Raw genomic sequence first — 11,963 nt, 5'->3', positions numbered from 1 at the left:
TGTCGACAAACTGGGTCCAATTGTATGCGACCGTTTCAATCGCTGGCGGTGATGACGCGATCGGCGCGCGTGTAGACGTTGAGCCGGGGTGGCCGGACGAAGCCGAACAGCGTCATGCCGGCCTCCTCGGCGCACTCGACCGCCAGCGAGGAGGGCGCCGAGACCGCGGCGAGTGCCGGGATGCCCGCCATCAGGGCCTTCTGGGTCAGTTCGAAGGAGGCCCGGCCCGAGACGACCAGCACCGAGCCGGTCGCCGGCAACCGGCCGTTCAGCAGCGCCCAGCCGATCACCTTGTCCACCGCGTTGTGCCGGCCCACGTCCTCGGCGCTGTGCAGCAGCTCACCGGCGGCGGAGAACAACCCGGCCGCGTGCAGCCCGCCGGTCCGGGAGAAGGTGCGCTGGTGCTCCCGCAACCGGTCCGGCAGCTCGGCGATGATCGCCGGGTCCAGGCGTACCGGATCGCTCGCCACGTCCCAGCGCAACTGCTGGGTGATCGCGTCGATGCTGGCCTTGCCGCACACCCCGCAGGAGGAGGTGGTGTAGAAGTTGCGGGTCGGGTCGACCGCCGGCGGCGGGACGTGTGGCGCGAGCTTCAGCTCCAGCACGTTGTAGGTGTTCCGGGTGGTCGGCTGGTCGAGCACCCGCAGACCATCGCCCGCGGCGCCGTCGACCAGCAGCTCGTCGAGTTCCTCCACCGCGCCGGCGCAGTAGCGCGCGGTGAGCACGTCGTCGGGGCCGGCGATGATCCCTTCGGTGGCGAGGAATCCGTGCGCCAGCTCGATGTCGTTGCCGGGGGTGCGCATCGTCACCGCCAGTGGCGTCCCGTCGAGTCGGATCTCCAGCGGTTCCTCGGCGGTCAGCGAGTCGCTGCGCCGGGACGTGCCCTCGCCGAGAGTGATCCGGGTGACCGGGCGGCGTACCGTGACCCGGCCCATCAGTGCCCTGCCTGGCTGCGCATCCCCCGATCGTACGCGGGCATGGCAGGATCACCGCATGGCCCACCCGCTGCGATTCGCCGAGGACGACCCGCACCTGGCGCGGGTCCGGGAGATCTGCCTGGCGCTGCCCGAGGCCGCGGAGAAGATCTCGCACGGGCACCCGAACTTCTTCACCAGGAAGGTGTTCGCGGTCTTCGGCGGTGTCGTCAAGGGCGATCACGGTTCCGGGGAGTACGCCGACTCCATGCTGTTCCTGCCCGATCGCGAGGAGCGCGAGGCGCTGCTCGGTGACGAACGGTTCTTCGTACCGGCCTACTACGGCCCGGGCGGTTGGCTGGGCATCAACTTCCGCACCGTGACGCCGGACTGGGCCGAGGTCGCCGAACTGGCGGACATGTCCTATCGCAACACCGCGACCGCCCGGCTGGTCAGGGAGTTGGACGCCCGGGCGTAACATCCGCGCCATGACCGAGCAGCCGAGCCACCACCAACCGGGGCACCTGCACCCCTCCGCCCGTTCCGCGGCCGTACCGCCGTTCGAGGTGATGACGGTGCTGCACAAGGTCTTCGAGCTGCGCGCCGCCGGGATCGAGGTGATCTCGCTGTGCGCCGGGGAACCGTCGGCGGGTGCGCCCCAGGGGGTGCGTCGGCGCGCCGCCGAGGTGGTCACCGATGGCACCGCGCTGGGTTACTCGAACGCCACCGGGTTGATCGAGCTGCGCCTGGGACTCGCCCGGCACTACCGCCGCTGGTACGGGCTGGAGGTCCCGATCCGCAACATCGCGATCACCACCGGGTCCTCCGGCGCCTTCCTGACCAGCTTCCTGGCCGCCTTCGACGCCGGCGACCGGGTCGCGCTCGCCCGGCCGGGCTATCCGGCGTACCAGAACATCCTGACCAGCCTCGGTCTCGAGGTCGTCGAACTCGACTGCGGCCCCGCCGAACGCTTCCAGCCCACCATCGACCTGCTCGACCGGGCGTACGCCGAGGCGCCACTCGCCGGGCTGGTGGTCGCCTCGCCCGCCAACCCGACCGGCACCATGCTCGCCGCGGGACAGCTCGCCGAACTGGCCGACTGGTGCCGGGAGCGCGGGGTGCGGCTGATCAGCGACGAGATCTACCACGGCGTCACCTACGGCGCCTCGGTCGGCGACTGCGCCTGGACCCATGACCGCAACGCGATCGTGGTCTCCTCATTCTCCAAGTACTGGGGGATGACCGGCTGGCGGCTCGGCTGGGCGCTGGTGCCCGACGATCTGGTCGGCGCCTTCGAGGCGCTCACCGGCAACCTGTCACTGTGTCCACCGGTACCGGCGCAGTACGCCTCGGTGGAGGCGTTCACCGAGCAGGCATACGCCGAGGGGGTCGCGCAGGTCGCCGACTACGCCGCCGCCCGGCAGGTGGTGCTCGACCATCTCGACGAGCTCGGCTGGGTGGACGTCGCACCGGCCGACGGGGCCTTCTATTTCTATGCCACGATCACCCCGGTGCTCGGCCCCCATCCCGACTCCCGCGCCTGGTGCGAGGCACTGCTGGACCAGCAGCGGGTGGCCATCACCCCCGGTCTGGACTTCGACACCGCACACGGTGACCAGGCGGTCCGGATCTCGCTGGCGGCCGGTGCGGCGGCGGTCGCCGAGGCCGTCCGGCGGATCCTGGAATTCCAGCGGGGGTTGGGAGTCAGCGCCCCGACAGCCGGGTGATCGGCACCCAGGCCGCCACCATGATCGAGGCCGCGACCAGGCTGATCGTCTTGTTGAGGACGTCCTGACCACCGATCACCCCGATCACCGCCCAGGCGAGCAGGGCCAGCGCGACGAGCACCAGCAGCGGCCGGATCGAGGCGCCGATCAGCCCGGTCAGCGAGGTCGCCGCGCCGGGGCCGAAGACGCCGACCATCAACCCGACGAAGGTGCCGATCAGGATGCCGTAGAAGGTCCGGGCATAGTCGGTGTGACCGAGCCAGCCGAGCACCGGCGAGGCCACCACGATGATGCCGGCGACCAGGCTGATCGCGCGGGCACTGCGCACGGTCGGCGAGCGCCGCGCGGGGGCTGGATGCAGATCGGTAGGGCTCACTCGTTCAGCCTAGTCGCCGGTTCGGAGGAGTCCTCGGCCGCGTGGCGCGCAGAACGGCGCGCGCGGACCCGGCGGACGATGAAGAGGATCAGGGCGATGGCGACCACGGCGATCACGACGTTCTGCAGCACCCCGGTCCAGCGCTCGACCAGCTGCCAGTTCGCGCCGAGCTGCCAACCGGCCAGGATCAGCACGGTGTTCCAGATCCCCGACCCGAGCAGGGTGTAGAAGGTGAACTGCCACCACGGCATCCGCTCCACCCCGGCCGGGATCGAGATCATGCTGCGGAACAGCGGCAGCAACCGGCCGAAGAAGACCGCGGAGCGGCCGTGCCGGTTGAACCAGGCGACGGTGCGATCGATGTCGGAGACCTTCATCAGCGGCATCCGGTCGGCGAACACCCGCAGTCGCTGGACGCCCAGCTTCACCCCCAGCAGATAGAGCGCCCAGGCGCCGACCACCGATCCGGCAGTGGTCCAGGCGATCGCCGAGGTGAGGCTGAAACGGCCCCGGCTGGCGGTCAATCCGGCCAGCGGCAGGATGACCTCGCTGGGCACCGGCGGAAAGATGTTCTCCACCGCGACCGCGATCCCGGCCCCGGGCGCACCGATGGTCTGCATCAGGCCGACCAGCCAGTTGATGAGCGGCCCCAAGAAGTTGCCCACGCCGAAATCCTAGGGAAGTCGACAAAATGTGAGACGGGACACGAGACCACCTTTTGAAACTTACGGTCCCGTAGCTTACGGTTGCGTATGTGAGCCTCCACCAGAGCGTACGCCGCCGCCGACTGGTCGGTGGGCTGCGTTGGCTCGCGGAATCGCTCGCCACGCCGCTGGCGCCCGGGGACTTCTGGGATCTGATCGATCCGCTGCGCCCGGGGGCCGAGCTGCGCGGCCGGATCCTCGCGATCCGGGCCGAAACCCCCGATGCCGCCACGCTGGAGATCCAGCCGGGGCGGGATTGGCTGGGGCACCGGCCGGGGCAGTATGTGCGCCTCGGCGTCGATGTCGACGGCGTCCGGCAACACCGGGCGTACTCGATCACCTCGCCGGTCGGTGCACCCACCCTGACCATCACGGTCAAGGCGATCCCCGACGGTGCGGTCAGCAACCATCTGGTCCGGCACGCCCGGGTGGGGGAGCTGGTGCGGCTCAGCCAGGCCACCGGTGACTTCTCCCTCGGTGACCCGACCTCGGGCCCGGTGCTGTTCCTGACCGCCGGTTCCGGGATCACCCCGATCCTCGGCATGCTGCGCAACCACCTCGACGAGCTCACCGACGCGGTGCTGCTGCACAGCGCCCCCCGGCCGCTCGATGTGATCGCCCGCGAGGAGCTCGAGGGGTACGCCGCAGCGGGCCGGCTGCGACTGCGCTGGCGGCACACCGCCACCGAACCGATGCTGCAGCTCGGCGAGCTGGACGCCCTGGTCCCCGACTGGCGGGACCGCCGGGTGCTGGCCTGCGGGCCGATCGGGCTGCTGGACGCCTGCGAGGCGCACTGGGCCGAGCACGCGCTCGGCGACCGGTTGCACACCGAACGCTTCCGGCCCGCACCCTTCGCCGCGATCGGCGCCGGCGGCACGGTGTCCTTCACCGCCTCCGGGCGCAGTGTCACCGCCGAGGGCTCCCAGCCCCTGCTCGACGCCGGGGAGGCCGCCGGGATCCCGATGCCGTCGGGGTGCCGGATGGGCATCTGCCGCGGCTGCCTGGTGCCGCTGCGCCGCGGTGCGGTTCGCGATCTGCGCAACGGGGTATTGACCACTGCGGACGAGGATCCGATCCATATCCAGACCTGCGTCTCGGCTGCCGCCGGTGACTGCGAACTCGATCACTGACCGAGGAGATCCGATGACCCTGTCCCTCGAGGCGCGCGACCACGCGCGATCCGATGGGCTCGACGAGACCGGCTTCCGGGCGCTCGATGAGGCGACCATCGACCGGATCGGGGCGGAACTGGACGCGATCCGAGCCGAGGTGACCGCCGACCTCGGGGCCGAGGATGCGGCGTACATCCGCCGGATCATCCGGATCCAGCGCAGCCTGGAGCTGACCGGCCGGGTGGTGCTGCTGTTCTCGATCCTGCCGCCGGCCTGGCTGGTCGGCACCGCCGCACTCTCGGTCGCGAAGATCCTGGAGAACATGGAGATCGGGCACAACGTGCTGCACGGTCAGTGGGACTGGATGCGCGATGACAGGATCCACTCGACCACCTGGGACTGGGATGCGATCAGCCCGGTCCGGCAGTGGCAGCGCTCGCACAACGACACCCATCACACCTGGACCAATGTGCTCGGCCGCGACGAGGACCTCGGCTACGGGATCATCCGCGTCGACGAGAAGCAGCCCTGGACGCTGGCCTCGCTGCCCCAGCCGCTGGTCGCCATCCTCAACGCGATGTTCTTCGAATACGGCATCGCGGCCTATGACATGCGACTCGGCCCCTACCTGAAGGGTGAGGTGGATCGCGAGGAGTTCCGCCGCAATGCCCGCGAGGTGCTGGCCAAGCTGCGCCGTCAGGTCACCCGCGACTACCTGGTCCATCCGCTGCTGTCGGGCCCGAGCTTCCTGCACACGCTGACCGCCAATGTGGTCGCCAATGTGGTCCGCAACGTGTGGAGCAACTCGATCATCATCTGCGGCCACTTCCCCGACAACGTGCAGACCTTCACCGAGGAGGATCTGGTCGGCGAGACCCGGGGTCGTTGGTACGTGCGGCAGATGCTCGGCTCGGCGAACATCTCCGGCGGCCGATTGCTGCACATCCTCAGCGGCAACCTGTCCCACCAGATCGAGCACCACCTGTTCCCCGACCTGCCGAGCAACCGGCTGGCCGAGGTGGCGCCGAAGGTCCGGGCGATCCTGGAACGGCACGGGCTGGAATACGTGACCGGCCCGTTCCACCGTCAGCTCGGTCAGGTGTGGGCGACGATCTTCCGGCTTTCCCTGCCCAACAAGGAGGTCGGGCGCTCGCGGCTGCGTACCATCGGTGCCGCGGTCGCCGACAAGCTCGGCGTACGCCGGGGGCGGCCGGCGCTCGGTCGATCACTCCGAACTCATATCCCTGCTGTGTGAACCAGGTGATCGCCCCGGGCAGCGCCTGGGTTGGTCATCGACCTGTCGGCGGCGTCATCTCCGCCGGTGACTGAACCGTGGCCGCGTACGATCGGCGACGGAGGTGTATTGAGGTATGCGGGTTGCGTTGGCCCTGGGCTCGGGAGGGGCGCGCGGATACGCGCATATCGGTGTGATCGCCGAACTCCACGAGCGCGGGCATGAAGTGGTATCGGTCGCCGGCACGTCGATGGGGGCACTCGTCGGCGGATTGCAGGCGGCCGGCCGGTTGGAGCCGTTCACCGAGTGGGCGACGGGATTGACCCAGCGGGATGTCTGGCGGCTCCTCGACCCGGCCCTGACCGGGCCCGGGGTGATCAAGGCCGAGCGGGTGATCGCCCGGGTCAGCCAGATCCTCGACGGGGCCCGGATCGAGCAGTTGCCGATCCCGTTCACCGCGGTCGCCACCGACCTGGACAGCCGCCGCGAGGTCTGGTTCCAGCGCGGCCCGCTGGATGCCGCGATCCGTGCCTCCATTGCGATTCCGAGCTTCATCACCCCGGTCGTCATCAATGGCCGGACGCTGGTCGACGGCGGCCTGGTCAACCCGGTGCCGATCGACGCGACCTTCGGCTCGGTCGCCGACTTCACCGTCGCGGTGAACCTGGCGGGGTTGCCCGGTGCGACCCACGGGCCGCCGGTACGCGAGTCCAGCCAGCCCGAGCCCGGTGCGCCCTGGTTCGAGCGGATCCGCCGCGGCTTCGGCCATCTCGACATGGACTGGCTGCGGGCCCGGGGTGCCGAGCGCGGTGACCAGGCCGCCTTGCCGACCGCCGCCGAGGAGGTCGTCGACAAGGCCGCGCAGACCGCGCAGGCGGTCGCCGAGGTGGACCCGGACCTGGTCTTCGGAGCGCTGCCGCGGGGACTGAAGACCACCGATGTGATCGTGCAGTCGCTGGATGCGATGCAGGCGATGATCACCCGCTACCGGATGGCGGCGAATCCGCCGGATGTGCAGATCACCATCGCCGCCGATGCGGCCGGCACCCTGGATTTCCATCGGGCGAGCGAGATGATCGCGCTGGGCCGGGAGAAGGCGAAGCAGGCCCTCGACGTCACCGACTACTGAGCGGGGTCCACACTGGTGGGATGGCTGAGGTGACGTTGCGGGTACGCATCCGTGGGCAGGTGCAGGGAGTGTTCTTCCGGCAGTCCACGCTGGACCAGGCACGCCGGCTGGGTGTCCGTGGCTGGGTCGCGAACCGCTCCGACGGGTCGGTCGAGGCCCTGGTCGCCGGGCCGGCCGATGCCGTCCAGCGGCTGGTCGACTGGGCCCATCGGGGTCCCGAGCCGGCGACGGTGGACTCGGTCGAGACCACCGAGGACCCGGAGGCCGAGGTGCCCGCCGGCTTCGAGGTCCGCTCCGTGGCGTAACGGGCGGCGAGACACCAGCAACTGTCGCCGGACCCCAGTTGCAGTAGGGGTCTCACCACAGTTTCTGGTGTCTCGCGAAGCCCGGATCAGCCGACTCGACGACGGCATGGCGCTCGCAACGCCGGCGCTCAGTCGGCCTGATCGAGGCCGACGGCGAGCGCCTTGACCGGGCCCCGGCCGGTGCTGAACTCGAGTTCGGCGCCGCGGCCCATCGGGTGGCAGCCGACCAGCACGATCGACTCGTGCTGCAGCCGGATCGCCAGGATGGCCAGCTGGCCACCCTGGCTGCGGACCAGCACCACGGTGCCGTCGGCGAACTGCAACCGGGTGGCGCCGGTCGTCGGCGCCCGGCGGATCCCGCGCAGTGGCGCCGCCCGCCGGATCACCGGTTCCAGCAGCGCCACCACCGCCGCCGAGGACAGCTCGTCCAGGGCGGGATCCAGTGGCAGATCCGGGTCCGGGGACGCGGCAGCGGCCGGCTGCGGCGTACGCATCCTGCGAAGCCCCCAGCCGGTGAACACCAGCACCACCCCGAGCAGCCCGAGCCACCAGTTCACCCTTCCAGTGTCCGCCCGATCGCTCGCCAGGTGAAGCCCTTTTTCGTCGGTCGTCGAGACCCTGTGGAGAGTTGGAGGAGAAGCCCACTCGGTCCAATATTTGATCAAATATCCGCAAAACTTGCGACCATGTCCTAGTTTGAGGGGCATATTGGATCAGATGAGTCCGGTTGGGATGAGGAGACAAGGATGTCCACCAACAGTCTGCAGGAGCGTCTCGATAACGCCCCGATGTCCAGATACCAGTGGCTGATCGTCGGATTGTGCCTGCTGCTGAACGCCCAGGACGGCTTCGACATCTCCGCGGTGGCATACGCCTCCACCGGGATCACCGACGAATGGGGGCTGACCGGCACCGAGCTGGGCACCGTGATCAGCGTCGGGCTGCTCGGCATCGTCGTCGGCTCCTTCCTGCTCGCCCCGCTCGCCGACCGGCTGGGCCGCAAGAACGCGGTGATCATCGCGCTGGTCCTCGATGCCATCGGGATGGCTGTCTCGGCGATCGCCCAGAGCCCGGCCGAACTGATCGTCGGCCGGCTGATCACCGGCATGGGCGTCGGCGGGGTGATCGCCTGCCTGAACGTGATCGCCAGCGAATACTCCAGCCCGCGGCTGCGCGGGATGAGCGTCGGCATCTTCACCGCCGGTTACGGCATCGGGGCCACCGTCGGCGGGATCGGCGCGGCGACCCTGCTCGGCAGCTACGGCTGGCGCTCGATCTTCGTCGTCGGCACGGTGATCACGGTCGTCGTCCTGGTGCTGGTGATCGTCGTGCTGCCGGAGTCGATCGGCTATCTGGTCACCCGGCGACCACGAAATGCCCTGCAGCGCTTGAACAGGATCGCGGTCCGCCTCGGTCAACCGGCGCTGGCCGAGTTGCCGCAGCGACCCACCGAGCAGCGCACACCGGGTCTGCTGCACCAGGTGGCCGCGCTCTTCGCCCCGCACCTGCGCACCCGCACCCTGCTGCTGTGGGCCGGCTTCTTCTGCTCCCAGTTCGCGTTCTACTTCCTCAGTGGCTGGACGCCGCGGCTGACCGTGGTCGCCGGGCACAGCCAGGAGCAGAGTGCCCTGGTCGGGCTGCTGCTGTCCCTGGGTGGTTCCACCGGTGCGCTGATCTTCGGGATCATCTCGGTACGCCTCGGCGCCGAACGCCTGGTGATCGGTTACGGGATGCTCGGCGCGCTCGCCTTCGTCGGCCTCGGGCTCGCCCTGCAGGCCGCGCCGCTGGGCGGGGTGATCGGGGTCGCGATCGCAGCCGGGCTGCTCTGCAACGGTCTGATCGTCGGCTGGTTCACCCTGGCCCCCAGCCTGTACCCGCCGAGTGCACGGGCCACCGGCGTCGGTTGGGCGAACGGGGTGGGCCGGATCGGTTCCATCCTGTCCCCGCTGGCGGTCGGGATGCTGCTCGATGCCGGCTGGCCGCTCGTCGCCCTGTACGCCTTCGCCGGCGTCTTCCTGGTGCTGGTGGGCGTGGTCGCGTTCGCCTATCGACGGGCGCATGCCGCGGCCGACGCCGCCGTGATCCCGCCGGTCGCGGTGGCCGAGGATCGCGCGGCGCCAACTGGGTAAGGGAACGGAGATCGGGGGTTTCCGGAGCCCCGACCCCCGGCTGCGGCCCGCGGTCGGGGCTCTGGAAAACTCGTGGTACACCGAGGGAAGGAGAACCACCATGACCGAGGAGCAGTTCCCTGCTGATGCCAACACCTCCGGCAGCCTGGCCGGCACCGGGAGCGGTGCGGCATCCGACCTGCACAGCCTGACCGCGGGCCCCGACGGCCCGATCATGCTGCACGACACCCACTTCGTCGAGCAGATGGCCCATTTCGACCGCGAGCGAGTGCCCGAGCGCGTGGTGCACGCCAAGGGTTCGGGTGCCTTCGGCACCTTCGAGGTGACCGGTGACGTCTCGCAATACACCAAGGCGGCGCTCTTCCAGCCGGGTGCGAAGACCGACATGCTGGCCCGATTCTCCACCGTGGCAGGAGAAATGGGCTCGCCGGACACCTGGCGTGACCCGCGCGGCTTCGCGCTGAAGTTCTACACCGACGAGGGCAACTACGACCTGGTCGGCAACAACACCCCGATCTTCTTCATCCGCGACACGATGAAGTTCCCGCACTTCATCCGCTCCCAGAAGCGCCGCGGTGGCAACGGTCTGCGCGACAACCAGATGCAGTGGGACTTCTGGACCCTGACCCCGAGTCGGCACACCAGGTCACCTACCTGATGGGTGATCGCGGCATCCCGCGTTCCTACCGCTACATGAACGGCTACGGCTCGCACACCTACATGTGGATCAACGCCGCCGGGGAGAAGTTCTGGGTCAAGTACCACTTCCACTCCGACCAGGGCGTGGAGGGGTTGACCGGCGAGGAGGCGCTCCAGGTCGCCGGTGAGGACGCCGACGCGCACCGCCGTGACCTCTACACCGCCATCGAGGAGGGCGACTTCCCGAGCTGGACGCTGCGGGTGCAGGTGATCCCGTTCGAGGAGGGCTTCAGCTACCGGGTCAACATCTTCGATGTCACCAAAACCGTTTCCCACAAGGATTACCCGCTGATCGACGTGGGGAAGATGACGCTGAACAAGAACCCGGAGAACTTCTTCGCCCAGATCGAGCAGGCGGCCTTCGAGCCGTCCGCGCTGGTACCGGGCATCGGTTTCTCCCCGGACCGGATGCTGCTCGGCCGGGTGTTCTCCTATGCCGACACCCACCGGCACCGGATCGGCGCCAACTACCTGCAGCTGCCGGTCAACAAGCCGCGCACCCAGGGCCACACCTACGCCTACGACGGCCCGATGGCCTACGACCACTCCGGGGACGCGGCGATGTACGCGCCGAACACCCAGGGCACTCCGTTCTCCGATCAGACCGGCGTCTCCGACGAGTCGTTCAAGGTCGACGGTGATCTGGTACGCCGGGCGCAGACCGTGCGCTCGGCCGAGGACGACGACTTCTCCCAGGCCGGCACGCTGGTCCGCGAGGTCTTCGACGACGCCCAGCGCGACCGGTTCGTGAAGACCGTGGTCGGCCACCTCAAGGGCGGTGTCTCCGATGAGGTGCTGAAGCGCGCCTTCGACTACTGGAAGAACGTCGACGCCAGCATCGGTGAGCGGATCGAGCAGGCGTACAACGCCGACGATGCCGGGGACAATCCCGGCGGCCAGGCCGACGAGGCGGCCGAGCGGCTGGAGACCGCGGAGCGTGAGAGCGCGACGCAGGCCAGCAACTGATCAACCGCACCGAAGCGTGACCCCGGGTCGAAACTCTCGACCCGGGGTCAATGCTTTTTCACCGACTGGTTAAGACTCTCTCAGCCGGCGCTGGGCCGCGCCCCGTAAGGGTGAACCCTGAAATGACAGGGGTGTGATCTTCCGCGGAGGCGCATGGTGCCCGCATTTCCTTGTGTGGTTCAGGTTTCACGTGTGACGAGTGGTACTCAAGAATGGCGATCGACCTGTCGATAGAACCTGAGGAACCCCCATGAGAGTCGTGCTGCGGCTGTTGGCCGTGCTGAGTGTGCTGGCCGCGATGCTGGTCGGCGGGGGGCCGGGTGCCGATGCGGCACCGACCTCGCCCACGCCGAGCGCGACCCCCGAGGCCACCCCAGAGCCCACTGCCGAATCGGCACCCGCGCCGGTCGCTTCCGCGCGGGCGACCGCGACCGCGACCCCGCAGTGCGCACCGACGCCGACTCCCACGGCCGACCCGACGGCGACGCCCAGCGCCACCCCCGGTGCGACACCCGGCACCCCCGCCGCGTCACCCACCTCGGTCACCGACCCCTGCGCGACGCCGACCCCGACCCCGAGCAGCAGGCCCACCGAGACGGCCGAACCGGGCGGCGCACCGGCCGGGCCCGACCCGCGCTGCATCACCGCCCGGGCGCTGTGCATCCCGA

The 11,963-nt window shown here is 69.5% G+C and carries 11 protein-coding genes and 2 pseudogenes; 9 read left to right on the top strand and 4 right to left on the bottom strand.

What is annotated here, in order from left to right:
* Positions 1 to 35: 35 nt before the first annotated feature.
* Positions 36 to 935, bottom strand: coding sequence for a formate dehydrogenase accessory sulfurtransferase FdhD (gene fdhD, locus BI335_RS11195; protein WP_094431004.1), 900 nt, complete (start codon positions 933 to 935; stop codon positions 36 to 38).
* A gap of 58 nt (positions 936 to 993) precedes the next feature.
* Between fdhD and BI335_RS11190 the strand changes: the two genes are divergently transcribed.
* Entirely contained in the window at positions 994 to 1,392 is a 399-nt protein-coding gene (locus BI335_RS11190; RefSeq protein ID WP_094431002.1) for an MmcQ/YjbR family DNA-binding protein, read from the top strand.
* A 10-nt stretch (positions 1,393 to 1,402) separates the two neighbouring features.
* Positions 1,403 to 2,641, top strand: coding sequence for a pyridoxal phosphate-dependent aminotransferase (locus tag BI335_RS11185; RefSeq protein ID WP_094431000.1), 1,239 nt, complete (start codon positions 1,403 to 1,405; stop codon positions 2,639 to 2,641).
* Here the strand turns inward: BI335_RS11185 and BI335_RS11180 are convergent.
* Together BI335_RS11180 and BI335_RS11175 are read right to left on the bottom strand one after the other, a co-directional pair.
* Positions 2,619 to 3,017: a hypothetical protein gene (locus tag BI335_RS11180; RefSeq protein WP_133626020.1), complete on the bottom strand. Its 399-nt coding sequence runs from the start codon at positions 3,015 to 3,017 to the stop codon at positions 2,619 to 2,621. The two genes, BI335_RS11185 and BI335_RS11180, sit on opposite strands and share 23 nt — an antisense overlap.
* Entirely contained in the window at positions 3,014 to 3,682 is a 669-nt protein-coding gene (locus BI335_RS11175; RefSeq protein WP_229119553.1) for a DedA family protein, read from the bottom strand. Before BI335_RS11175 ends, BI335_RS11180 begins: the two co-directional genes overlap by 4 nt.
* A gap of 89 nt (positions 3,683 to 3,771) precedes the next feature.
* Between BI335_RS11175 and BI335_RS11170 the strand changes: the two genes are divergently transcribed.
* The 4 genes from BI335_RS11170 to BI335_RS11155 all read left to right on the top strand — a co-directional run bounded on the left by BI335_RS11170 (position 3,772) and on the right by BI335_RS11155 (position 7,501).
* Entirely contained in the window at positions 3,772 to 4,851 is a 1,080-nt protein-coding gene (locus tag BI335_RS11170; RefSeq protein ID WP_172421851.1) for a ferredoxin reductase, read from the top strand.
* Positions 4,852 to 4,864: 13 nt separating this feature from the next.
* Positions 4,865 to 6,088: a fatty acid desaturase family protein gene (locus BI335_RS11165; RefSeq protein WP_094430998.1), complete on the top strand. Its 1,224-nt coding sequence runs from the start codon at positions 4,865 to 4,867 to the stop codon at positions 6,086 to 6,088.
* Positions 6,089 to 6,203: 115 nt separating this feature from the next.
* Positions 6,204 to 7,196 (top strand): patatin-like phospholipase family protein, encoded by a 993-nt coding sequence (locus tag BI335_RS11160; protein ID WP_094359022.1) that lies wholly within the window; start codon positions 6,204 to 6,206, stop codon positions 7,194 to 7,196.
* Between the two features lie 20 nt (positions 7,197 to 7,216).
* Positions 7,217 to 7,501: an acylphosphatase gene (locus BI335_RS11155; protein WP_094405847.1), complete on the top strand. Its 285-nt coding sequence runs from the start codon at positions 7,217 to 7,219 to the stop codon at positions 7,499 to 7,501.
* A 128-nt stretch (positions 7,502 to 7,629) separates the two neighbouring features.
* Here BI335_RS11155 and BI335_RS11150 read toward each other — a convergent pair whose 3' ends face one another.
* Positions 7,630 to 8,058 carry a hypothetical protein gene (locus BI335_RS11150; RefSeq protein ID WP_094430996.1) on the bottom strand — a complete coding sequence of 143 codons (429 nt, stop codon included), beginning with the start codon at positions 8,056 to 8,058 and terminating at the stop codon, positions 7,630 to 7,632.
* Positions 8,059 to 8,247: 189 nt separating this feature from the next.
* Between BI335_RS11150 and BI335_RS11145 the strand changes: the two genes are divergently transcribed.
* From BI335_RS11145 to BI335_RS11135, 3 genes and pseudogenes are all read left to right on the top strand, one after another.
* Positions 8,248 to 9,630, top strand: a complete 1,383-nt coding sequence (locus tag BI335_RS11145) for an MFS transporter (RefSeq protein ID WP_094430994.1) — start codon at positions 8,248 to 8,250, stop codon at positions 9,628 to 9,630.
* A 100-nt stretch (positions 9,631 to 9,730) separates the two neighbouring features.
* Positions 9,731 to 11,295: pseudogene (locus BI335_RS11140) on the top strand (catalase).
* Positions 11,296 to 11,545: 250 nt separating this feature from the next.
* Positions 11,546 to 11,963: pseudogene (locus tag BI335_RS11135) on the top strand (hypothetical protein); the annotation flags it as partial.

This window comes from Enemella evansiae (assembly GCF_002250705.1).
In the GTDB taxonomy this organism is placed as follows: Bacteria; Actinomycetota; Actinomycetes; order Propionibacteriales; family Propionibacteriaceae; genus Enemella; species Enemella evansiae.
This window is presented reverse-complemented; position numbering and strand designations above follow the sequence as displayed.

Excerpts from the sequence above, each read along its gene's own strand:
- fdhD (WP_094431004.1), bottom strand. The coding sequence starts at position 935 with ATGGGCCGGGTCACGGTACGCCGCCCGGTCACCCGGATCACTCTCGGC.
- BI335_RS11190 (WP_094431002.1), top strand. The coding sequence starts at position 994 with ATGGCCCACCCGCTGCGATTCGCCGAGGACGACCCGCACCTGGCGCGG.
- BI335_RS11185 (WP_094431000.1), top strand. The coding sequence starts at position 1,403 with ATGACCGAGCAGCCGAGCCACCACCAACCGGGGCACCTGCACCCCTCC.
- BI335_RS11165 (WP_094430998.1), top strand. The coding sequence starts at position 4,865 with ATGACCCTGTCCCTCGAGGCGCGCGACCACGCGCGATCCGATGGGCTC.
- BI335_RS11160 (WP_094359022.1), top strand. The coding sequence starts at position 6,204 with ATGCGGGTTGCGTTGGCCCTGGGCTCGGGAGGGGCGCGCGGATACGCG.
- BI335_RS11155 (WP_094405847.1), top strand. The coding sequence starts at position 7,217 with ATGGCTGAGGTGACGTTGCGGGTACGCATCCGTGGGCAGGTGCAGGGA.
- BI335_RS11145 (WP_094430994.1), top strand. The coding sequence starts at position 8,248 with ATGTCCACCAACAGTCTGCAGGAGCGTCTCGATAACGCCCCGATGTCC.